Raw genomic sequence first — 21,708 nt, 5'->3', positions numbered from 1 at the left:
AATGATGAGACAAGGGGGAAGAGATATGGATCGACACATGATTGAAAAAGCAGCTGATGTTTTGCGTCAGCGTATGCCGGCACCGCCCGCCATCGGCTTGATTCTCGGTTCGGGACTCGGCGTGCTCGCCGAGGAAATCGAGGAGGCGGTTCGCATTCCATACGAGGAGATTCCCGGATTTCCGGTGTCAACGGTCGAAGGGCACGCCGGCCGGCTCGTGTGCGGTCGGCTTGAAGGGGCGGCGGTCGTCGCGATGCAAGGGCGGTTTCATTATTACGAGGGATATTCGCTCCGCGAAGTGACGTTTCCGGTCCGGGTGATGAAGGCGCTCGGCGTCCGTCAATTGATCGTGACGAACGCCGCCGGCGGCGTGAACGAACAGTTCCGGCCGGGCGATTTGATGATCATTTCCGACCATATTAACTTGCTTGGCACAAACCCACTCATCGGACCGAACGATCCGGAGCTGGGCCCGCGCTTCCCTGATTTAACAGAAGCATACAGCCGGCGCTTGCGCCAGCTCGCCAAAGAAGCGGCGGCGAAGCTTGGCCTTCGCGTGCAAGAAGGTGTGTATGTCGCCAACACGGGGCCGTCATATGAAACGCCGGCGGAAATTCGCATGATTCGTACGCTGGGCGGCGATGCGGTCGGCATGTCGACCGTCCCGGAAGTGATCGTCGCCCGCCACGGCGGCATGGAGGTGCTTGGCATTTCATGCATTTCAAATATGGCGGCAGGAATGTCGGATGCTCCGCTTCATCATGATGAAGTGGTGGAAACGGCTGAGCGGGTGAAGACGGATTTTTTGCGGTTCATAAAAGCGATTGTCGCCGAAATGGCGAAATCAAACTGAAAAAGGTGATCGCGATGCGAATGGTCGATTTGATTGCAAAAAAGCGTGATGGAGAGGCGCTGACGAACGAGGAGATCGAATGGATCATCCGCGGCTACACCGGCGGGGCTATTCCGGATTACCAAATGAGCGCGTTGGCGATGGCGATTTACTTCCGCGGCATGACTGAAGAAGAAACAGCGGCGCTGACGATGGCGATGGTCCATTCTGGCGAGGTCATCGACTTATCAGGCATCCGCGGCGTGAAAGTCGATAAACACTCGACTGGCGGCGTCGGCGATACGACGACACTCGTGTTAGGCCCGCTCGTCGCCGCCGTCGGCGTGCCGGTAGCGAAAATGTCCGGGCGCGGCCTTGGCCATACAGGGGGCACGATCGACAAACTTGAGTCGGTGCCCGGGTTTCATGTCGAAATAAGCAAAGAGGAGTTCATTCGGCTCGTCAACGAAAACAAGATCGCCATTATCGGCCAAACAAGCGATTTGACGCCTGCTGACAAAAAGCTGTACGCGCTCCGCGATGTGACCGCGACGGTCAACAGCATCCCGCTCATTGCCTCATCGATCATGAGCAAAAAAATCGCTGCTGGCGCTGATGCCATCGTGCTCGACGTCAAAACGGGCGCGGGGGCGTTTATGAAAGAACTCGACGGGGCGCGCCAGCTCGCCCAGGCGATGGTCGACATCGGCAAGCGCGTCGGCCGCCGAACGTTGGCCATTATTTCTGATATGAGCCAGCCGCTCGGTTATGCCGTCGGCAACGCCCTGGAAGTGAAAGAGGCGATTGACACTCTGAAAGGAAACGGGCCGCGCGATTTGACTGAACTTTGTTTGACGCTCGGCAGCCATATGGTATGCCTGGCGGAACGGGCATCGACACTTGGGGAGGCGCGGCGCCTGCTTGAACGGGCGCTCCGCGACGGTTCTGCCATCGCAGCGTTCAAAACATTTTTAGCCGCGCAAGGTGGTGATCCGTCGGTGGTCGACAACCCGGACAACTTGCCGAAAGCGGCGTACACCTTCCCGGTTGCCGCCAAGGAAGACGGCTATGTCGCCGAGATTGCCGCCGATGAAGTCGGCACAGCCGCCATGCGGCTTGGCGCCGGTCGGGCGAAAAAAGAGGACGCGATCGACTTGGCTGTCGGCGTCGTGCTTCATAAAAAAATCGGTGACCGTGTGCAAAAGGGAGAAACGTTGGCCACGATCCACAGCAACCGGCCGGACGTGCGCGAGGTGGAGGAAACGCTGTCCTCAGCCATTCGGCTTTCGCCTAAACCCGTCACTCCGCCGCCGCTCGTGTACGAGACGATCGTTTGAGCGCCGGCCGAGCCAACAGAACAAGGGGCGATGCAAGGAAGAAAACGCTCGAAACAAATGTTTCGGGCGTTTTTTTGTTTTTTTGTATAAAAATATCTTTGCTGGAAAAAATGGCATGTATAAAGAATGGAGGTTTGGGAGATGAAAACGACAGTCATCCGTCTGCTTGTATTGCCGATTCTTCTGTTCCTTCCTCTTTCCGTGCATGCCGAGTCACACGAAAAGAAGGCGGCAAAGGTGGAGCTGGCCGATGAAGCGAAGTCGGCGATCTTGATTGAGCGCGACACCGGCACCGTGCTTTATGAAAAAAACGCCCATGAAAAACTGCCGCCGGCGAGCATGACGAAAATTATGACGATGTTGTTGATTATGGAAGCGATCGACGAAGGCAAGCTCTCCTACGACGAAAAAGTGCGGGCAAGCGAATACGCAGCTTCGATGGGCGGGTCGCAAATTTTCCTTGAGCCGGGCGAGGAAATGACCGTTGATGAGCTGTTGCGCGCCATCGCCATCGGTTCGGCGAATGACGCTTCCGTTGCCATGGCTGAGCGGATCGCCGGATCAGAAAAGGCGTTTGTTGAGATGATGAATGAAAAAGCGAAACAGCTCGGCTTAAAAGACACCCATTTCGCCAACGCAACCGGCCTGCCGGCGGAAGATCACTACAGCAGCGCCCATGACATGGCCGCTATGGCGCGCGAACTGTTGAAATATGAAGACATTACGAAATATACAAGCAAATACGAAGACTATTTGCGCGAAAATACGGACAAGAAGTTTTGGCTTGTCAATACAAACCGTCTTGTCAAATTTTATCCGGGTGTTGACGGGTTAAAAACAGGATATACGGGCGAGGCGAAATATTGCTTGACCGCAACAGCGGAACGAAACGGCATGCGCGTCATTGCCGTCGTGTTCGGAGCGCCGACGCCGAAATCGCGCAACGCTCAAATTACAAAAATGCTTGATTACGCGTTTGCTCAATACCAAACCCATCCGGTATACGAGCGGAATGAAACCGTCGCCCATGTCAACGTCAGCAAAGGAAAGCAAAAATCGGTGGCGGCGGTGACGTCTGAGCCGGTGTCAGTGTTGACGAAAAAAGGACAATCAACCAAACAAATTGAAAAAGTGATCAAAGTGAAAGACGATGTGAAGGCCCCGGTTCGCAAAGGCGATGAGCTCGGCGTCCTCATTTTGAAGCAGGATGGAAAAGAAATTTTGCGCAGCCCGATCGTCGCGAAGCAAACGGTGGCGGAGGCCAGCTTTTGGGACTTGTTTAAACGGGTGTTCAGCCGTTTCGTCCAAGCGGGATAATGTCAATTTTTGCGGTCTTTTCCCTATCTTTGGCGAACAACCACTAGTTTTGTCGGGCGGCAGGATTTCCGGCGAGCGGCAGCGAAATGTCTCCGTATCCTGAAATGGACAAGGAGGAACACGCTGTGAGTCTCGCGATCGACTTGGAAGTGAAGCAAGACGTGCTCATCGTTCGCCTTTCCGGAGAGCTTGACCATCATACAGCGGAAGAATTGCGCGAGCAGGTGACGGATGTGCTCGAAAACCGGGGCATCCGCCATATCGTGCTCAATTTAAGACAGCTGACGTTTATGGACAGTTCCGGTCTCGGCGTCATTTTAGGGCGCTATAAGCAAATTAAAAACGTCGGCGGACAGATGGTCGTCTGCGCTGTGTCGCCGACGGTCAAGCGCTTGTTTGACATGTCGGGGCTGTTTAAAATCATTCACTTTGAGGCGGATGAACAATTTGCGTTGCAGGCATTGGGGGTGGCATAAATGCGCAACGAGATGCACCTCCAATTTTCCGCCCGCAGTGAAAACGAGTCGTTCGCCCGCGTGACGGTGGCGGCGTTTGTCGCCCAGCTCGACCCGACGATGGATGAGCTGACAGAAATTAAAACGGTCGTCTCGGAGGCGGTGACGAACGCCATCATTCACGGCTACAACAACGACCCGAACGGCATCGTCTCCATTTCCGTCGTTATCGAGGACAATGTCGTTCATCTGACGGTGAGGGACGAAGGGGTCGGCATCGCCAACATCGATGAGGCGCGCCAGCCGCTCTTTACAACAAAGCCGGAGCTGGAACGGTCGGGCATGGGCTTTACGATCATGGAAAACTTTATGGACGAAGTCGTCATCGAATCGGAAGTGAACAAAGGGACGACTGTGTATTTGAAAAAGCATATTGCGAAAAGCAAAGCGTTATGTAACTGAGGGAGACATGCCTATGGATGTCGATGTCAAGCAAGATCAGTCGCCGATCAAAGACCAGGAGATGAAGGAGCTGATTCGCCGCAGCCAGGAGGGCGACCAGGAAGCGCGCGACGAAATTATTGAAAAAAATATGCGTCTCGTCTGGTCGGTCGTCCAGCGCTTTTTAAACCGCGGTTACGAGCCGGACGACTTGTTCCAAATCGGCTGCATCGGCTTGCTGAAGTCGGTCGATAAGTTTGACTTGTCGTATGACGTCAAGTTTTCCACGTACGCCGTGCCGATGATTATCGGAGAAATCCAACGGTTTCTCCGCGACGACGGCACGGTGAAAGTCAGCCGTTCGCTCAAAGAAATGGGCAATAAAATCCGCAAGGCGAAAGACGAGCTGTCGAAAACGCGCGGACGGGCGCCGACTGTCACCGAAATCGCCGACCATCTAGGCATTTCCCCGGAGGAAGTCGTCCTCGCCCAAGAGGCGGTCCGCTCGCCGGCGTCGATTCACGAAACAGTATACGAAAACGACGGCGACCCAATCACACTGCTCGATCAAATCGCCGATGCCGACGAGGCGTCATGGTTTGACAAAATCGCCTTAAAAAAAGCAATCGAAGAACTCGACGAGCGCGAGAGGCTGATCGTTTACTTGCGCTACTACAAAGACCAAACCCAGTCTGAAGTGGCATCTAGACTCGGCATCTCTCAAGTGCAAGTATCCCGGCTGGAAAAGAAAATATTGCAGCACATAAAGGAAAAAATGGACGGGTGAGTCCATTTTTTCCGCATGGGGCGGGAAAAAGCGGACGGGTGAGTCCATTTTTTCCGCATGGGGCGGGAAAAAGCGGACGGGTGAGTCCATTTTTTCCGCATGGGGCGGGAAAAAGCGGACGGGTGAGTCCGTTTTTTTCGCATGGGGCGGAGTTCCGCCTTTTTTTTTGCTCCTCGCGGCGGATGGAGGAAAAAAATCCTAATTTGATCATCATGTTCCAAAAAGAATGGGCGCTTTTCAGCCCATTCTTTTCTACTTTTATGAAATCGATGGCGAATGGCGGCAATCTGTATGATCCTTCTTTCCGCCAAACAAACTAAAGAAAAACAAAATGGGGATAAAGGTGTGAAGCAGATGGCAACCACTGTGTTTATTAAGCCGCGCCATCGCGTGCAAGTGAAACCGGGAGCGGTCGTCACGCTCGGAGAAGTGGCCCAAATGACGGGAGGAGATGGCGGGCTGATTCGCCGGCTGAAGGCGATTCCGCTCTACCGCATCCAGCCGAGCGACAAGAACATCGTCATTATCGATATGATGCACATTGTTCGGGCTGTGCTTGATGCCGACCCGTCGCTCGATGTGCAGATGGTCGGCCCCTCACAGACGATCGTGGAAGTTGTGTACGAAAAACGGCGGTTTTCAATGGCTTCTTTTCTTCTCGTTTGGCTTCTTTTGTTTGTCGGTTCAGCCATGGCGATCATGAATTTCCACGAAGATGTGAGCATGCAGCAAGTGCATCGCCATCTTTACGAGATGATGACCGGCCAATCGGTCGACAAACCGCTGCTTTTGCAAATTCCGTATTCGCTTGGGCTTGGCATCGGGATGGTGCTATTTTTCAACCATTGGTTCCGCAAACGAATCAATGAGGAGCCTAGCCCTCTCGAAGTCGAGATGTTCAACTACCAGCAGGCGATCGACCAATACGTCATTTTGCATGAAAACAAAGAAAGCATGAGGCATCTTGACGACGCTTGAGATTTTGCTGGTAGTGTTCGTCGGCTTTGCCGGAGGGCTGGCGGTCGGAACCGGGTTTGTCGCTTTTTTGGTTGTGCTTGGCGTCATTCCACGCCTGACGCAGCTGACGAAAACGATGAAGCGCATTCACGCCTATGAGTGGGGCGCCGTCGCGGGCGCCATTGTCGGCGGCTGGATGAGCCTGCGCCATTCGGTGTGGCATTTGTCCAAATATTGGCTCGCGCCGATCGGATTGTTGCATGGCGTCTTTATCGGCATGCTCGCCGCGGCGTTGACGGAAGTGTTGAACGTTTGGCCGATTTTGGCGAAGCGGATCGGAGTCGATGATAAAATCGTCGCCTTGTTGATGGCCATTGCCTTTGGCAAAGTAGCGGGGGCGTTGTTTCATTGGCTTTATTTTGTCGATTATTTTCGCTGAAAAGGGGGGAGAAAACGTGGGATTGAGAACCGATTATCTCCGCGAGGTGAAGGCGTTTCAGCCTTCTCCCCCATATGCGGCCAATGCGGCCAAGGCGTTTTTGGCCGGTGGAGCGCTTTGCGCCTTGGCGCAATGGTTGGCCGAATGGCACGGCCGATTGGTTGTTGCTTCGCCGCTGGCCGCCCAATTATGGGCGGCGGCCGTGATGGCCGGGCTGGCCATCGCGCTGACGGCTGTCGGAAAGTACGACGATTTCAGCCAGTTCGCCGGGGCCGGCGCGACGATGCTCATTACCGGGTTGGCAAACGCGCTTGCAAGCGCCGCCATCGAGCATAGGAGCGAAGGATGGACGGCGGGGGTGGCCGGACAGATGTTGAAAGTCGGCGGCGCGGCGATCATTTATGGCATCATTGCAGCCTATGCGCTCGGCCTCTGTTGGCTCTGGCTGTAGAAAAGAGGGGTGGCGATGAGGCGGACCGGGAAGCAGACGTGGGTGTTTGATGAAGGCGTCTATATTCAAGCTGCCGCTGCGGCTGTCGGGCCGCTTGAGGCTGACGGGCCGCTTGGCCGTTATTTCGACGTTTGCCATCGCGATTTGTATTGCGGGGAAAAAACGTGGGAGTTGGCGGAGCGTCGGCTGATGCGGGAGGCGGTGGCGCACTGTTTGCAAAAGGCGGGCGTGTCGGCCGAAGAAGTCGATCTGTTTTTGGCCGGCGATTTGTTAAACCAAAGTGCGACGTCCAACTATGTCGCCCGCGAGCTGCCGATTCCGTTTTTATGCCTGTTCGGCGCTTGCTCCACCTCGATGCAGACGCTGGCGGCGGCGGCGGCTCTCGTTGCTGGAGGGCTGGCCGATCGGGCGCTTGTCGCCACAAGCAGCCATAACGCGACGGCCGAGCGGCAATTTCGTTATCCGACTGAACTCGGGGTGCAAAAGCCAAAAACGGCGACGTTTACAGTCACAGGCGCCGGCGCTGCGCTCGTCGGCCGAACCCCGGGGCGCTGGCGCCTCCGGGCGGCGACGATCGGCAAAGTGATCGATGCCGGGCTGAAAAATCCGCTCGATATGGGGGCGGCGATGGCACCGGCGGCGGCGGATACGATCGAGCAGCATTTCCGCGACTTGGGGACGTCTCCTGACGATTATGACTTGATCGTCACCGGCGATCTGTCGCGCGTCGGCAGCGTCATTGCTCGCGAGCTGCTCGCTGAAGCAGGCTTTGACGTCAGTGACGTCTATAATGACTGCGGGCTCATGATTTACCGCCCTGACCAAGATGTGTTCGCCGGCGGCAGCGGCTGCGCCTGTTCGGCTGTTGTCACATACGGCTATTTGCTGAAGACGCTTTCCGAAGGAACATTTCGCCGCCTGTTGGTCGTCGCCACCGGGGCGCTTCTCAGCCAAACGATGGTGCAGCAAAAACAATCGATTCCGGCCATCGCCCACGGCGTCGTCATTGAAGCGGCCGAGCCGGAGCCTCATTCATCGCCGTAGAGCATCTTCCATTTCGGAACCATGGAGGGGGAATGGGATATGGAGTATGTGCGTGCGTTTGTCGCCGGGGGGCTGCTGTGCGCGCTTGCCCAGCTCGCCGTTGACCGCGGCAAGTGGACGCCGGCTGGCGTCGCGGTCACGCTTGTTGTTCTCGGCGTGTTCCTCGGCTTCAGCGGCGCATACGACCGGTTCGCCGCCTGGGCCGGCGCTGGGGCGACGATGCCGCTGAGTGGGTTTGGCTACTTTTTGGCCAAAGGCGTGGTGAGCGAACCGCAGCCGAGAGGGCTGATGGAGACCGGTGCGGCGGTGTTCCGCTTGGTCGGCGCCTTGGTCGCTGTCATGGTGGCCGGGTCGTTCGTCGCTGCGCTCATTTGTAAACCGAAAGGGTAGGGATTATGAAAAAAAGACGGGTGATTTTAGTAACCGATGGGGACGAGTTCGCCTGCCGGGCGATTGAGCGGGTTGCCGCCGAGATCGGCGGCCGTTGCATCTCCCGTTCGCAAGGCAATCCGACAAAATTAAGCGGCGAGCAGCTTGTGGAACTGATTTTGCAAACGCCGCACGACCCAGTGTTCGTCATGTTTGACGATTGCGGCGCCGTCGGCGAAGGGGCCGGAGAACAGGCGCTTCGCTATGTGGCGGGCCATGAACAAATCGAAGTGCTCGGGGCGCTGGCGGTCGCTTCCAACACGCACCAACACGAATGGACAAAAGTCGATGTGAGCGTCGACCGCGACGGATGTCTGACAGAGTACGGAGTCGACAAAGAGGGGATTCGCGATCTCGAGATCGGGCGCATTAACGGCGACACCGTCTACTGCCTCGATCAGCTGAATATTCCGATCGTCGTTGGCATTGGCGACATCGGCAAAATGGGATGCCGCGACCACGCCAAAAACGGGGCGCTGATTACGCGCAAGGCGGTTGAGTTGATTTTGGAAAGGAGTGAAGGCCATGCCGGAAAAGGCGAAGAAAATGGAGAAAGTGCCGATCGCCAAGAAGCTCGTTGACAACGCCAAGTTTTTGCAAGAACGGATCGGCGTCGGCACGAGTTTTGATTTGGGCGTGCGGAAGGTTCATGTGCTAAACCGGGAAGTACATATTTACTACTGCAACGGTTTATGCGATACGCAATACATTATCGAACTGTTGAAGCAAATCGTGCGCGTCAACGACGATGAACGCCAGGCGGCGCAAGCGTGGCAAATTATCGAAAACAGGCTCGTCCACCAACAAGTCAGCCCAGTCACAAGTCTTGACGAGGCGGTCGACAAGCTGTTGTCCGGCTTAATCATCGTCTTGATTGAAGGGGAATCAACCGGGTTTGCCGTTGATGTCCGCAGCTATCCGGGCCGGCAGCCGCAGGAGCCGGATACAGAAAAAGTCGTGCGCGGCGCTCGCGATGGATATGTCGAAAACATTATTGTCAACACGGCGTTGACGCGGCGCCGCATTCGCGATGAGCGGCTGCGCTTTGAAATTTTGCAAGTCGGCGAACGGTCGAAAACGGATGTTTGCATCGCGTATATTAAAGACGTCGCCGACCCCGGACTCGTCGAGCTCGTCAAAAAAGAGCTGCAGCAAATCAACATCGACGGGCTGACGATGGGGGACAAAACCGTTGAGGAGTTTTTGGTGAAGCAAGGGTACAACCCGTACCCGCTCGTCCGTTATACCGAGAGGCCGGATGTAGCAGCGACGCACCTGCTTGAAGGGCACGTGCTCATTATGGTTGATACATCGCCAAGCGTCATCATCACGCCGACAACATTTTTCCACCACGTCCAGCATGCCGAGGAATACCGGCAATCGCCGGGCGTCGGGACGTTCGTCCGTTGGGTGCGCTTTTTAGGCATTTTGTCGTCGCTGTTTTTGCTGCCGCTGTGGGTGCTGTTCGTCCTTGAACCGTCGTTGCTGCCCGAATCGTGGGCGTTTATTGGGCCGAACAAACAAACGAACATCCCGATCATTGTGCAAATTTTGCTCGCTGATTTTGGGATTGAGTTTTTGCGGATGGCAGCCATTCATACCCCGACGCCGCTATCAACCGCGATGGGTTTGATTGCCGCCGTCTTGATCGGACAAATCGCCATCGATGTCGGGCTGTTTGTGCCGGAAGTGATCTTGTACATTTCGGTGGCGGCGATCGGTTCCTTTGCGACGCCAAGCTATGAGTTGAGCGTGGCGAATAAGATTTCTCGATTGGCATTGGTCATTCTTGTCGCCTTGTTTAAAGTGCCCGGGCTCGTCATTGGCACGACCGTTTATTTGCTTTGGCTCGCCAGCATCCGCTCGCTTAATACGCCGTACTTATGGCCGTTCATCCCGTTCGATCCAGCGGCATTTATGCAAATTGTCGTCCGCCGCTCGGCGGCCGGGGCGAAAGTGCGTCCGAGCATCGTTCATCCACAGGACGTGCGAAAGCAACCGACATGACGCAGATCGTCATCGCACAAGCGGCCGTTTCCATTGGCATATATGGACGGCCGCTTTCTCCCTTTTGGCGCTATTGAAACTTTTGTATAATTATGATACGTTATACTTGACGTTTCGCACCTTTGCAAGCGCCATTGGCAAGTCGTCCGTCCGCCTAAGGAGGGCGGGCGCTCGAGGCAGAGGGCGCACGCGGCTGTATGACAGCCTGCCATGCGGCGGGGCTGATTGCTCTGCGGCTTTGTTTTTTTCAAGGCAGGCGCCGGTTGCGAAACTGTCTTTTTTGCTTTTGGTATGCATGTTTGCGCCACTTTGATGAGGAATGAGGGATTTCAATGTTTTTTCATGGAACGAGCCGCGTCAATGAAAAAGGGCACTTGGAAATCGGCGGCGTCGATACGGTCGAGTTGGCGAAAACGTATGGAACGCCGCTTTATATTTATGACGTTGCCTTGATCCGCGCGCGGGCGCGCGCGTTTAAGGAAGCGTTCCGCCGCCATGGCGTGCGGGCGCAAGTCGCCTACGCCAGCAAGGCGTTTTCTTCAGTTGCCATGGTGCAGCTGGCCGCTGAGGAACAATTGTCGCTCGATGTCGTCTCAGGCGGGGAGCTGTATACGGCTTTGGCCGCCGGGTTCCCGCCGGAGCGCATCCATTTCCATGGCAACAACAAAAGCCGGGATGAACTGGCGATGGCGCTTGAACACGGGGTCGGCTGCATCGTGGCCGACAACTTTTACGAGCTCGAGCTGATTGAACAATTGGCGGGGTCATCCGGCCGAGCGGTTCCGGTTTTGCTTCGCGTGACGCCAGGGGTTGAGGCGCATACGCACGATTACATTTTAACCGGACAGGAAGACTCGAAGTTCGGCTTTGATTTGAATAACGGTCAAGCGGATGAAGCGTTCCGGCGCGTCATGGCGTCGGCTGCGTTTCAACTGCTCGGCGTCCATTGCCATATCGGATCGCAAATTTTTGAAACGACCGGCTTTGTGCTCGCCGCACGAAAAGTGTTTGCCAAGCTGGCCGAATGGCACAAAACGTGTGGGTTCGTTCCTGCGGTCGTCAACCTTGGCGGCGGCTTTGGCATCCGCTATACGGATGAAGACGACCCGATTCCGGTGTCAGCGTATGTCGACTGCATCGTGGATGAGGTGAAAACACAGGCGGAAGTGCATCAACTTCCGTTGCCGGAAATTTGGATTGAGCCCGGCCGCTCGCTCGTGGGGGATGCCGGAACGACGATTTATACGATCGGCTCGCGCAAAGAGGTGCCGAACGTCCGCACCTATATCGCCGTTGACGGCGGCATGAGCGACAACATCCGCCCGGCGCTGTATGGAGCGAAATACGAAGCGGTGCTGGCCAACCGGGTGCTGGGCGATCGGATGGAAGTTGTGTCCATTGCAGGGAAGTGTTGTGAATCAGGAGACATGCTCATTTGGGACATCGCACTTCCGGAAGCGAAACCGGGCGATTATTTAGCCGTCTTTTGCACCGGTGCTTACGGCTATTCGATGGCGAACAACTACAACCGTCTGCCGCGTCCGGCGGTCGTATTCGTCGAAAACGGCGACGCCCAGCTCGTCGTCAAACGGGAAACGTATGAAGACTTGATCCAATATGACTTGCCGTTGAAGGCGAAAGTCAACCAATGAAGGCGGCCCTGGAAAAGAACGGCCGCCGCCAAGAAGAGAAGGCGCCCTAATGCAGCAGGGCGCCTTCTCTCATTGTTGGTTGGCGGAAAAGGCCGATTTGATGGCATTCCAAATTTCTTTGAGGATGTCGATCAAATTTTGGATGAATGTTTTCCCTTCTTCTGACTGCAAAAACGCAGACAGCTGCTCTTTCGCCTTGCTCAGCTGGTCGTTCACTTGGTCCCAATTGATGTCGGCGTTTTGCATTTTGTGAAAAAGGGAGACGAGAGCGTTGATTTCATCGGCGCTTAATGTGATGCCAAGATCATTGGCGATTTTTTCAATCAAGGCGCGCAAGTCAGCGTCCGTTTGCGGCGGGTTGTTGGCGATTTCCTCTTTGATTTTCGCCAGCAAGGCGACCGCTTTGTCCGCGCCGATCGAATCAGCGAGCTTGGCCGTTTGCACCATTTCCTCGTTGGCTACCTTTTTTACGTCATCTGGAATCGCCTTGTCGGACGAAATTTCGTACGCCTTCATCAGCCCCGTCAGCGCTGCGGTGCCGGAAACCGGAAACGGAGCCGTGATATAAATATCGGCATCTTTCACCCCAGCGGTGATCAAGGCGTTTGTATACATCTCTTTCGTCACCCATGTGATGTTGTGCGTCTCAACGTGAAGCCCTGAGCCCGGTTCACCGATGGTGATCATGGACGATGAGATGGCGCGCGTGCCGATTTGCGCCTTCGGGATGAGTCCATCCAAATATTTATGCTCCTCGGCGTTCGAGACCGTGATTGTCTGCGCTCCGTCCGGCGCTTTCATTTCTTCCAGCACTTTTTGTTTTTGTTCAGCGGTCAAATTTTCACCAAGCGTGACGATGACATCACCCGGCGCGGCATCGGCGGCTGCGATGGCCGGAAACGCCAGCAGCATCGCCCAAAGCAGCGATGAAGCGATCGTTCGTTTCACATTGCTCGCCTCCTATCTACCAACCATGCACTACCATTATAACGTACGCCGGCGTGAATTTCTATTCGGAACGGCGCTTTGCCTTCGCCGCCAAGCGGCGCACGAACAACAAATGCCAAAGCAAAATCAGAAACAGAAGCGGATATAAGGCGGCTGAATAGGAAAGCTTCCAGCCGTGGTAGTAAAAAATTTCTGTCCTCAGCGCCGCCATTTCATACAAAAGGGAAAAGAGCGACCATCCACCGATATAGGCGGCCTGCACCCAAATCGGACGATGCATCGGGTATCCGTTTAAAAACAGGAGGTTGACGGTGACGTAAATGAAAACAATAAATACATAGGCCAGTCCGTCGACTCCAACATCAAAATACCCGTATAAATGGTACTTGACATCGAGAAACAAATCCGTTGAAAGGCCGAAGAAAACCGCAAACAGCGAAGTTGTATACATTTCAAGGCCTGAAAGCCGTTTTGGCATGAGGAGAAACGAAACAGAAAAGACGATTACCGTCACCGCCATCAACAGCACCGTCGGACGCCCCCTTGCCAGTTTTGCTACGTCTATCATTCATCACTAGTGTACCCATTCCGATTCCATATAAATATATTATATTAAAAAAACAATGAACAGTTCGACGAGGCGGCATTTTGGCTTTCTTTCCCTTTCGAATCATGATATGATAAAAGCGGTTGAAGCGCAAAAAAGGAGCTGAAGTACCATGGCGAAAAGAGGATATATTTTGATGGAAAACGGTGGGAAAATCGAATTTGAACTATTCCCGAACGAAGCGCCGGTGACGGTCGCTAATTTTGAGAAATTAGCTAATCAAGGGTTTTACAACGGCTTGACGTTCCATCGCGTCATTCCCGGTTTTGTCAGCCAGGGAGGATGTCCGCGCGGCAACGGGACGGGCGATGCCGGCTATACGATTCCGTGTGAGACGGACCACAATCCGCACCGGCATGTTGCTGGCGCGATGTCAATGGCGCACCGCGGCCGCGACACCGGCAGCTGCCAGTTTTTCATCGTCCATGAGCCGCAGCCGCATTTGGACGGAGTGCATACGGTCTTTGGCCAAGTGACGTCGGGAATGGAGATTGTCAAAGCCATGAAAAATGGCGATGTCATGAAGGAAGTGAAAGTGTTTGACGAACCGTAAGCAACGGACGGAAGACGAGGAGCGGACAAGCCGGAACAATTGGCTTTTGTTTTTCATTTTGCTGGGGATGAGCCTATTGTGGGGAGCGGCGTACTGGTTTTGGGTCGTACAATGATGATTTCCGGCCGCTCTTGTGGTATAATAAACCTAATAATATAGTGAAGCCTCCTTCGGGGCAGGGTGAAATTCCCGACCGGCGGTGATGAGGCGCTATGCCTCTCAGCCCGCGAGCCGTATCGGCACGATCCGGTGTGATTCCGGAGCCGACAGTATAGTCTGGATGGGAGAAGGATGGCGATGTGCGCACGGCTGTTTTCGGCCGGCCTGGACGGCCGGCGCCGGTTTGGTGTAGCGGCGGCCGCTTTGTGTCGGTCGGTATGACATAGTTAACGAACAAGTGTTCTTGTTTGTTTGGCTGCACATCATGGTTCATTCTCTCATTAACGAACCCCCGGGGAAGTTCCGGGGGTTTATTTTTTAGAAAAAAAGGGGGGAGTGTGGTGTATCGCGATGAACATTATATGCGGCTTGCGCTCGATGTCGCGAAAGCCGGAATCGGGCAAACGTCCCCCAATCCTGTCGTCGGTGCTGTTGTGGTCAATGGCGGAGCGGTCGTCGGGCTTGGCGCCCATTTAAAAGCGGGAGAGCCGCATGCGGAAGTGCATGCGATCCGCATGGCCGGCGAGAAGGCGCGCGGGGCAACGGTGTACGTGACGCTTGAGCCGTGCAGCCATTACGGCAAAACGCCTCCATGCGCGGATTTGCTCATTCAAGCCGGCGTCCGCCGCGTCGTCATCGCGACAACCGACCCGAATCCGCTCGTCGCCGGGAAAGGGATCGACAAGCTGCGACGGGCGGGCATTGAGGTTGATGTCGGGCTGCTGAAAGAAGAGGCGGATGAGCTCAACCGGGTGTTTTTTCACTATATCGCGGCAAAAACGCCGTTTGTGACGTTAAAATACGCGTGCAGCCTCGATGGGAAAATTGCGACGGCGACCGGGGAAAGCAAATGGATTACGTCCGAGGCGGCGCGCCAAGATGTGCACCGCCTTCGCGCCCAGCATGACGCCATTTTGGTCGGCGTCAACACCGTGTTGGCGGACAATCCGAAGTTGACGGTCCGCATCGGGGAGCAACGGAAAAATCCGCTCCGCATCATTTTGGATACAAACTTGCATACGCCGCTTGACGCCCATGTCGTCACCGACCGGGAGGCGGAAACGTGGATCATCACTGGGAGCGGCATCAGCTGGGAAAAGGCCGAGGCATACGAGCGCCTCGGGGTGCGCATCATCCCGATGCCGGCTGCGCACATTCATGTGCGCGACGTGCTCCGGCTGCTCGGTGAGCAGCGCATTACGTCGCTGTTTGTGGAAGGCGGCTCGCGCGTTCATGACAGCTTCCTCCGGGCAGGGGCGGTCAATGAAGTGGTCGCCTACATCGCCCCGAAGCTGATCGGCGGCCGCGAAGCGCCGACGCCGGTCGGCGGCCTCGGCTTCTCGCGTCTTGAAGAGGCGATGGAGCTTGACATCCGGCAGTTGGAGATGGTCGGCCCGGATATAAAAGTCGTTGCTGCGGTGAAAAGGAGGGGGGAGTAAGGATGTTTACCGGTATTATTGAAGAGGTCGGCACGGTTGAACAAATGAGGCAAACGGGCGACGCCATCGTGATGGCGATTGGCGCCCGCCGGGTGCTCGAAGACGTTCGCCTCGGTGACAGCATCGCCGTCAACGGCGTCTGCCTGACCGTCACGTCGTTTACTGACCGGCGGTTTACCGTCGATGTCATGCCGGAGACCGTCAAGGCGACGGCGCTCAAAACATTGAAGCCGGGATCGAAAGTGAACTTAGAGCGGGCGATGGCGGCTGGCGGGCGGTTTGGCGGCCATTTCGTCACCGGGCATGTGGACGGCGTCGGGCGCATCGTCCGCCGATGGCCGAAGGCGAACGCCGTCTACTATGAAATTGAAGCGCCTCCCCCGCTTCGCCCGTACATGATTTATAAAGGATCGGTCGCCGTCGATGGGACGAGCTTAACGATTTTCGGCCTGAGCGAGCGCACGTTCACCATTTCGCTCATTCCGCATACGCGTGAAGCGACGATTTTAGGCGAAAAGCAGCCGGGCGACCTCGTCAATATCGAGTGCGATATGATCGGCAAATACGTCGCTGCTTTTCTTGCCGCGAAAGAGGAGCTGCCTTCCGGATTGACGAGCGAATTTTTGGAGCGGCATGGCTATAAATAAACGGGATAGGGGGCAACTTCAGATGTTTGACACGATTGAAGCGGCACTGGACGCGCTGAAAAACGGCGAAGTGATCATCGTCTGCGACGACGAAGACCGGGAAAATGAGGGCGATTTTGTCGCATTGGCTGAAAAAGCGACGCCGGATGTCGTTAATTTTATGATCACCCATGGCCGCGGGCTTGTGTGCGTGCCGATTACGGAAGAGTTGGCGGCGCGGCTCGGGCTCGAGCCGATGGTCGCGCATAACACCGACGCTCATGGGACGGCGTTTACCGTCAGCATCGACTACAAGACAACGACGACCGGAATCAGCGCCTACGAGCGGGCGGCGACCATTCAGGCGCTGCTCGATCCAAATGTGAAAGCGAGTGATTTTAAACGGCCTGGCCACGTTTTTCCGTTGATTGCAAAAAAGGGGGGCGTCTTGCGGCGCGCCGGCCATACGGAAGCGGCGGTCGATTTGGCCCGTTTGTGCGGGGCGAAGCCGGCTGGCGTCATTTGCGAAATCATAAAAGAAGACGGAACGATGGCGCGCGTTCCGGATTTGCGGCAAATCGCCGACCAATTCGGATTGAAAATGATCACGATCAAAGATTTGATCGCCTATCGGAGCCAGCGGGAAAAACTAGTGAAGCGCGAGGTCGACATTTGGCTGCCGACTGAGTTCGGCGAGTTTCGCGCTGTCGGCTACACGAACGTGCTCGATGGCAAGGAGCATGTGGCGCTCGTCAAGGGAGACATCATTCCCGATGAACCGATTCTTGTGCGCGTCCACTCCGAGTGTTTAACCGGCGATGTGTTCGGCTCGTATCGGTGCGACTGCGGTCCGCAGCTGCATGCGGCGCTGCGGCAAATCGAAGCCGAGGGGCGTGGGGTGTTGCTTTACATGCGTCAAGAGGGGCGCGGCATCGGCCTGATGAACAAACTGCGCGCCTATAAGCTGCAAGAGCAAGGCTACGATACGGTCGAGGCGAACGAAAAGCTCGGCTTCCCGGCTGATTTGCGCGACTACGGCATTGGCGCGCAAATTTTAAAAGACCTTGGCGTCACGAAAATGCGTCTGCTCACGAACAATCCGCGCAAAATCGCCGGCTTGAAAGGGCACGGGCTTGAAGTTGTCGAACGGGTGCCGCTTCAAATGCCAGCGAAAAAAGAAAATGAAAAATACTTGCGCACGAAATATGAAAAACTAGGGCATATGCTTCATTTTTGAAAACAGGAGGAGAAAAAACATGCGGGTTCTTGAGGGAAATTTAGTCGGCACCGGGTTGAAAATCGGCATCGTCGTTTCTCGTTTTAATGAATTCATTACGGGCAAGCTTTTGTCAGGGGCGATCGACGGTTTGACGCGCCATGGCGTCAGCGACAATGACATCACGGTCGCCTGGGTGCCGGGCGCATTTGAAATTCCGCTCCTCGCGAAAAAAATGGCGGAATCGAAGCAGTTTGATGCCGTCATTGCGCTCGGCGCCGTCATCCGCGGGGCGACGAGCCATTTTGATTACGTGTGCAGCGAGGCGGCCAAAGGCGTCTCCCACGCCGCGCTCTCAAGCGGCGTCCCAGTCATTTTCGGCGTATTGACGACCGATACGATCGAGCAAGCCATTGAACGGGCCGGCACAAAGGCGGGCAATAAAGGCTGGGAAGCGGCCGTTTCGGCCATCGAGATGGCGAACGTTTTGCGGACATTTGTGTAAAAAGGCATGAAATGGTTCACAATATCGGTGAGAATGTTTATAATACGTATAGAGAAAATGACAACGTGTTTTCCTTTTCGGAAAAGCGTTTGTCGATAATGAGGGATTTTTATGTTGATCCGCTATCGAAAAAACTATGAGAAAATCGCCATGGGACTGTTGTCGTTTATGCCGACGGAAAAAGATTTGAAACGGCTCCAGCAGACGATCAAACAGTATGAAACGAACAGCGACTGGCAGCTGTTTTTATGGAAGGAAGGGGACGATATCGTCGGCATTATCGGCGTCCTGTTGTGCGCTCCTGATGTTGTGCAAATCCAGCACATCAGCGTCAATCCATCGCATCGCCACCAAGGGATCGGAAAACAGATGGTCAAGGCGTTGAAAGAGGCGTACCCCGACCGCCGGCTGTGCGCGAACGAGTGGACCGCCTCGTTTTTCGATAAATGCCAAACGTGCTAGCCCAACGAGACAAATCGGCGCAACGCCGCGCTGTTGCGGGCGGCAGAGGGGTTATGTCCCTTCTGCTTTCGCCCGCTTTTTTTGTTCGCGGGCGGCGATGACGTCCGAACGGTCGCGCCGCCGGTGTTTGTCTACAAGGTCGATATCAGTGAGATCGCTCGCCTGCCCCCAAACAAGCTGCCGCTCGGCGCAGGCGGCTTGGCACTGTTCGTACAGGGAGCGGTCGCGAATCGGCAGCTCAATGCTTTCATACGGTTCGCCGCGGGCAATCCGCTCGGCGGCCTCTTCAAGCAGCACGGCCAACTCCTTCTCGTCAAGGCCGAGCCGGCGGATCATCCCGCGCGCCTCCTCAAGCAGCGTCCGCGCCCGTTTGATGAGGCGGAGCGCGCCGGAACTGTTGCCGCGCCGGTAGTGGTAAAAGGCGACGGCAATTTGGATGAGAATGAGCCATTCCCGTTTCCGTCCGTCGCGCTTCCATTGTTCTTCTAAAATCTCATGACATTCGAAATAATCGCGGTCGCCATGGAAATGGACTAAATAGTCGATATATGCTTTTGGATACATGGGCCATCGTTCCTTTCGCCGAGGCGTGTTTCGCGGTAGGCGGCCTTGTTGCCAGGCAAAGCCGTGCAGCTGCCGGCGCTGCGGCAGGGCTCTCCTCGTATTATACGTTTTCATGGCGTTCGAGGCAAAAACCGTCTCATTTCCGTTCGCTTCGCCGCGGAATTATGATACAATAAGTATATTGCCAGCAAGGTTCTCCAATGTGCGCATCGGCGCGGGGAACGGCTGCGGAAAAATGGTGGGATGGATGTGCAAGTGCCGTATAACGTCAAAATTGAAGCGTTTGAAGGGCCGCTTGACTTGCTTTTGCATTTAATCAACCGCTATGAGATCGATATTTACAACATTCCGGTGGCGCAAATTACGGAACAGTATATGGCGTACATTCACGCCATGCAAGAGCTTGAGCTTGATATCGCCAGCGAATATTTGGTTATGGCGGCCACGCTGTTGGCGATGAAAAGCAAAATGCTGCTGCCGGTGTCCGACGAACACGCCGAAGATGACAGCTTGGAATTCGCCGAGGCGGACGATCCGCGCGAAGAGCTGATGCAGCGGCTTCTTGAGTACAAAAAGTTTAAGGAAGCTGCACGCGAGCTGAAGCGGCGCGAAGAAGAACGGGCGCTTCTGTTTACAAAACCCCCGAGTGACTTGAGCGCGTACGCCGATGAAAAAAAAGCGTCCGCGCCGCTTGATGTCAACGTCTACGATATGCTCGGCGCCCTGTCAAAACTGTTGCGCCGCAAAAAACTGCAAAAACCGATGCGGACGAAAATTGCCCGCCAAGATATTTCCGTTGAAAAGCGGATGGCGGAAATTTTGCATGAACTGCGGCAGGCGAAAGAACGGAAAAACTTTTATGAGTTATTTCCGTCCTGCGACCGTTCGTATATCGTTGTCACTTTTTTGGCTATTTTGGAATTAATGAAACAAAATAAAATCATCGTTGAGCAAGAGCGGAATTTCAGCGATTTGTTTCTCGCCGCCAATCATCTGGCCGGTTGAGGCGGTTCGCGATGGCGGACCGCTTTCCTTTTGCCTGCTGGGCCCATCGGCTGATGGCCGGTGCGAAGGCGAGACGGACAGCTGCTGATTCGGAAAAGGCTCATGAGCAAGTTTTGCTCTTCGCCCAGGCGTGAAAATGTCTGCTCAAGGCATGCGCATCTTCACGAAAAAGTCTCATGGGCAACGTTTTGCCCTTCACCCGGGGATGAAAATCACGCGCCAGTCCTGCATTTTCGCGGAAAATGCCGGGAAGCCGCAAGATGGCTGCAGTTGCGATCAAAACGGTGAAAAAGGAAAGGGGAGAAGGGAGAATGGACCAAAAGGAAATGAAAACAAACAGCGCTGCTGGTGCGCCGGCTCCATTCAAAGCGATCGTGGAAGCGCTGTTGTTTGCCGCTGGCGACGAGGGGCTGTCGCTTGCCCAAATTGCCGCTGTTTTGGATATTGGCGAGCCGGAGGCGAAAGCAGTGATGGCGGCGCTCCAGGAAGACTGCTGCCGCGAAGAACGCGGCATTCAGCTGGTCGAGCTGGGCGGCGTGTTTTTATTGGCGACGAAGAAAGAGTATGCTCCGTATTTGAAAAAGCTGGTCGAAGCGCCGGGAGCGTCGCCGCTGTCGCAGGCGGCGCTCGAGACGCTCGCCATTATCGCCTACCGCCAGCCGATTACGCGCGCTGAAATCGAGGAAATCCGCGGCGTGAAAAGCGACAAGCCACTGCAGACACTCATGGCGAGGGCGCTCATTAAAGAAGTCGGCCGCGCCGAAGGGACCGGGCGGCCGATTTTATACGGGACGACGGCCGAATTTCTCGACTATTTCGGCCTGAAAACGATTGAAGAACTGCCGCCGCTGCCAGAATGGACGGACGATGGCGAGGTTGAGCGGGAAGCTGACTTGTTTTTCGGAAAATTGGCGGAAAATTTGAGCGACGGACAGCCGTAATATGGTAAACTAAAGAAAAAACGGCTGACCGGGAAGGGGTGCGCTCATGAACATTTGCCGCCTGCACGGCGAAGAATTGCAAAAATCGCAGTCGAATACGTTTGAGGACTACTTCAACCGATCGGAAGTCACGTACCGCGACGGCGGCGAAGAGCGGACGCTGTCTGTTTTGTATTTGCGCCATTTTGAGACAGCATTGCTTGAGCTGCTGCCATATGAAGGCGATCCGCTGTTTGCTGTCAACGGGCGCGACATCTATTTGCGCGACATCGTCGCCCTCGTTTGCTTATGGAAAAATCCGGAATACCGACAGCGCCGGCGCGTCTATATTCATGACGAAGGCGAATTGCGCCGCTATTTTGCTGCTCTTGACACCGAGGCGCTGGAGGCGCTTGTCGGCGAATGGGCGGAAACCGGCGCATGCCGCTTGCCAGAGCGCGCGCCGCAGTGAAACAAAAGCCGTGTGTTCCGTGCTCGGCGGGGCCGGCAAAACGGCTATACGGGCAAGAAAAAGCGGTTCCTTCGGGCGAACCGC

The 21,708-nt window shown here is 55.3% G+C and carries 28 protein-coding genes and 1 riboswitch; of the genes, 25 read left to right on the top strand and 3 right to left on the bottom strand.

Annotation, left to right across the window (positions count from 1 at the left end):
- Nucleotides 1–25: 25 nt before the first annotated feature.
- The 14 genes from CV944_RS08965 (at nucleotide 26) to lysA (ending at nucleotide 12,148) form a co-directional block, all read left to right on the top strand.
- Complete coding sequence (locus CV944_RS08965; protein WP_044744978.1) at nucleotides 26–853, top strand: purine-nucleoside phosphorylase; 828 nt, start codon at nucleotides 26–28, stop codon at nucleotides 851–853.
- Between the two features lie 14 nt (nucleotides 854–867).
- On the top strand, nucleotides 868–2,169 hold the full coding sequence (locus tag CV944_RS08960) for a pyrimidine-nucleoside phosphorylase (protein WP_044744977.1): 1,302 nt from the start codon (nucleotides 868–870) through the stop codon (nucleotides 2,167–2,169).
- 141 nt (nucleotides 2,170–2,310) lie between these two features.
- Complete coding sequence (locus tag CV944_RS08955; RefSeq protein WP_033009067.1) at nucleotides 2,311–3,486, top strand: D-alanyl-D-alanine carboxypeptidase family protein; 1,176 nt, start codon at nucleotides 2,311–2,313, stop codon at nucleotides 3,484–3,486.
- A 125-nt stretch (nucleotides 3,487–3,611) separates the two neighbouring features.
- Nucleotides 3,612–3,962: an anti-sigma F factor antagonist gene (gene spoIIAA / locus CV944_RS08950; protein WP_100664092.1), complete on the top strand. Its 351-nt coding sequence runs from the start codon at nucleotides 3,612–3,614 to the stop codon at nucleotides 3,960–3,962.
- A complete protein-coding gene (gene spoIIAB / locus CV944_RS08945; protein ID WP_100664091.1) occupies nucleotides 3,963–4,403 on the top strand; it encodes an anti-sigma F factor in 441 nt (146 codons plus the stop codon).
- Between the two features lie 13 nt (nucleotides 4,404–4,416).
- Entirely contained in the window at nucleotides 4,417–5,169 is a 753-nt protein-coding gene (gene sigF, locus CV944_RS08940; RefSeq protein ID WP_081209213.1) for an RNA polymerase sporulation sigma factor SigF, read from the top strand.
- A gap of 354 nt (nucleotides 5,170–5,523) precedes the next feature.
- The gene (locus CV944_RS08930; RefSeq protein WP_047818642.1) at nucleotides 5,524–6,147 is read left to right on the top strand and encodes a stage V sporulation protein AA; all 624 of its coding nucleotides are present in this window, start codon (nucleotides 5,524–5,526) and stop codon (nucleotides 6,145–6,147) included.
- A complete protein-coding gene (locus tag CV944_RS08925) occupies nucleotides 6,134–6,565 on the top strand; it encodes a stage V sporulation protein AB (protein WP_100664089.1) in 432 nt (143 codons plus the stop codon). Before CV944_RS08930 ends, CV944_RS08925 begins: the two co-directional genes overlap by 14 nt.
- Nucleotides 6,566–6,581: 16 nt before the next feature.
- The gene (locus tag CV944_RS08920) at nucleotides 6,582–7,016 is read left to right on the top strand and encodes a SpoVA/SpoVAEb family sporulation membrane protein (protein ID WP_033009075.1); all 435 of its coding nucleotides are present in this window, start codon (nucleotides 6,582–6,584) and stop codon (nucleotides 7,014–7,016) included.
- 15 nt (nucleotides 7,017–7,031) lie between these two features.
- A complete protein-coding gene (gene spoVAD / locus CV944_RS08915; RefSeq protein ID WP_033009077.1) occupies nucleotides 7,032–8,060 on the top strand; it encodes a stage V sporulation protein AD in 1,029 nt (342 codons plus the stop codon).
- A 39-nt stretch (nucleotides 8,061–8,099) separates the two neighbouring features.
- On the top strand, nucleotides 8,100–8,450 hold the full coding sequence (locus CV944_RS08910) for a SpoVA/SpoVAEb family sporulation membrane protein (protein ID WP_033009078.1): 351 nt from the start codon (nucleotides 8,100–8,102) through the stop codon (nucleotides 8,448–8,450).
- 5 nt (nucleotides 8,451–8,455) lie between these two features.
- Nucleotides 8,456–9,070, top strand: a complete 615-nt coding sequence (spoVAEA, locus tag CV944_RS08905; RefSeq protein WP_100664088.1) for a stage V sporulation protein SpoVABEA — start codon at nucleotides 8,456–8,458, stop codon at nucleotides 9,068–9,070.
- Complete coding sequence (locus tag CV944_RS08900) at nucleotides 9,015–10,496, top strand: spore germination protein (protein ID WP_100664087.1); 1,482 nt, start codon at nucleotides 9,015–9,017, stop codon at nucleotides 10,494–10,496. Before spoVAEA ends, CV944_RS08900 begins: the two co-directional genes overlap by 56 nt.
- A gap of 332 nt (nucleotides 10,497–10,828) precedes the next feature.
- Nucleotides 10,829–12,148, top strand: coding sequence for a diaminopimelate decarboxylase (gene lysA / locus CV944_RS08895; RefSeq protein ID WP_100664086.1), 1,320 nt, complete (start codon nucleotides 10,829–10,831; stop codon nucleotides 12,146–12,148).
- A gap of 69 nt (nucleotides 12,149–12,217) precedes the next feature.
- Here lysA and CV944_RS08890 read toward each other — a convergent pair whose 3' ends face one another.
- Together CV944_RS08890 and CV944_RS08885 are read right to left on the bottom strand one after the other, a co-directional pair.
- Nucleotides 12,218–13,096, bottom strand: a complete 879-nt coding sequence (locus tag CV944_RS08890) for a DUF1002 domain-containing protein (RefSeq protein ID WP_033009085.1) — start codon at nucleotides 13,094–13,096, stop codon at nucleotides 12,218–12,220.
- A gap of 61 nt (nucleotides 13,097–13,157) precedes the next feature.
- Nucleotides 13,158–13,616, bottom strand: a complete 459-nt coding sequence (locus tag CV944_RS08885) for a CBO0543 family protein (protein WP_289652245.1) — start codon at nucleotides 13,614–13,616, stop codon at nucleotides 13,158–13,160.
- A gap of 199 nt (nucleotides 13,617–13,815) precedes the next feature.
- Between CV944_RS08885 and CV944_RS08880 the strand changes: the two genes are divergently transcribed.
- The 7 genes from CV944_RS08880 to CV944_RS08855 all read left to right on the top strand — a co-directional run bounded on the left by CV944_RS08880 (nucleotide 13,816) and on the right by CV944_RS08855 (nucleotide 18,663).
- A complete protein-coding gene (locus CV944_RS08880; RefSeq protein WP_047818635.1) occupies nucleotides 13,816–14,256 on the top strand; it encodes a peptidylprolyl isomerase in 441 nt (146 codons plus the stop codon).
- On the top strand, nucleotides 14,243–14,371 hold the full coding sequence (locus CV944_RS17860; RefSeq protein WP_255350139.1) for a hypothetical protein: 129 nt from the start codon (nucleotides 14,243–14,245) through the stop codon (nucleotides 14,369–14,371). Before CV944_RS08880 ends, CV944_RS17860 begins: the two co-directional genes overlap by 14 nt.
- A 47-nt stretch (nucleotides 14,372–14,418) precedes the next feature.
- A riboswitch (FMN riboswitch) is annotated at nucleotides 14,419–14,552 on the top strand.
- 204 nt (nucleotides 14,553–14,756) lie between these two features.
- Nucleotides 14,757–15,854, top strand: coding sequence for a bifunctional diaminohydroxyphosphoribosylaminopyrimidine deaminase/5-amino-6-(5-phosphoribosylamino)uracil reductase RibD (gene ribD / locus CV944_RS08875; RefSeq protein ID WP_080729538.1), 1,098 nt, complete (start codon nucleotides 14,757–14,759; stop codon nucleotides 15,852–15,854).
- A gap of 2 nt (nucleotides 15,855–15,856) precedes the next feature.
- Complete coding sequence (gene ribE, locus CV944_RS08870; protein WP_033008263.1) at nucleotides 15,857–16,501, top strand: riboflavin synthase; 645 nt, start codon at nucleotides 15,857–15,859, stop codon at nucleotides 16,499–16,501.
- 22 nt (nucleotides 16,502–16,523) lie between these two features.
- Nucleotides 16,524–17,717 carry a bifunctional 3,4-dihydroxy-2-butanone-4-phosphate synthase/GTP cyclohydrolase II gene (locus CV944_RS08865; protein WP_033008264.1) on the top strand — a complete coding sequence of 398 codons (1,194 nt, stop codon included), beginning with the start codon at nucleotides 16,524–16,526 and terminating at the stop codon, nucleotides 17,715–17,717.
- Nucleotides 17,718–17,736: 19 nt separating this feature from the next.
- On the top strand, nucleotides 17,737–18,201 hold the full coding sequence (ribH, locus tag CV944_RS08860; protein WP_033008265.1) for a 6,7-dimethyl-8-ribityllumazine synthase: 465 nt from the start codon (nucleotides 17,737–17,739) through the stop codon (nucleotides 18,199–18,201).
- A 111-nt stretch (nucleotides 18,202–18,312) separates the two neighbouring features.
- Complete coding sequence (locus CV944_RS08855; protein ID WP_033008266.1) at nucleotides 18,313–18,663, top strand: GNAT family N-acetyltransferase; 351 nt, start codon at nucleotides 18,313–18,315, stop codon at nucleotides 18,661–18,663.
- A 51-nt stretch (nucleotides 18,664–18,714) separates the two neighbouring features.
- On the opposite strand, the gene CV944_RS08850 is transcribed toward CV944_RS08855, so the two are convergent.
- Nucleotides 18,715–19,227: a DUF309 domain-containing protein gene (locus CV944_RS08850; protein ID WP_033008269.1), complete on the bottom strand. Its 513-nt coding sequence runs from the start codon at nucleotides 19,225–19,227 to the stop codon at nucleotides 18,715–18,717.
- A 243-nt stretch (nucleotides 19,228–19,470) separates the two neighbouring features.
- On the opposite strand from CV944_RS08850, the gene CV944_RS08845 reads away from it, so the two are divergent.
- From CV944_RS08845 to CV944_RS08835, 4 genes are all read left to right on the top strand, one after another.
- On the top strand, nucleotides 19,471–20,232 hold the full coding sequence (locus CV944_RS08845) for a segregation/condensation protein A (protein ID WP_033008270.1): 762 nt from the start codon (nucleotides 19,471–19,473) through the stop codon (nucleotides 20,230–20,232).
- 11 nt (nucleotides 20,233–20,243) lie between these two features.
- On the top strand, nucleotides 20,244–20,366 hold the full coding sequence (locus CV944_RS17855; protein WP_255408624.1) for a hypothetical protein: 123 nt from the start codon (nucleotides 20,244–20,246) through the stop codon (nucleotides 20,364–20,366).
- Nucleotides 20,367–20,543: 177 nt separating this feature from the next.
- Nucleotides 20,544–21,173 (top strand): SMC-Scp complex subunit ScpB, encoded by a 630-nt coding sequence (scpB, locus tag CV944_RS08840; protein ID WP_047818634.1) that lies wholly within the window; start codon nucleotides 20,544–20,546, stop codon nucleotides 21,171–21,173.
- Nucleotides 21,174–21,219: 46 nt separating this feature from the next.
- Nucleotides 21,220–21,624, top strand: coding sequence for a hypothetical protein (locus CV944_RS08835; protein ID WP_033008272.1), 405 nt, complete (start codon nucleotides 21,220–21,222; stop codon nucleotides 21,622–21,624).
- The last annotated feature ends 84 nt before the right edge of the window (nucleotides 21,625–21,708 follow it).

The organism is Geobacillus sp. WSUCF-018B (assembly GCF_002809985.1).
Taxonomy (GTDB): Bacteria; Bacillota; Bacilli; order Bacillales; family Anoxybacillaceae; genus Geobacillus; species Geobacillus thermophilus.
Note: the sequence above shows the minus strand (reverse complement) of the source record. Positions and strands in the feature narration are given on the sequence as shown.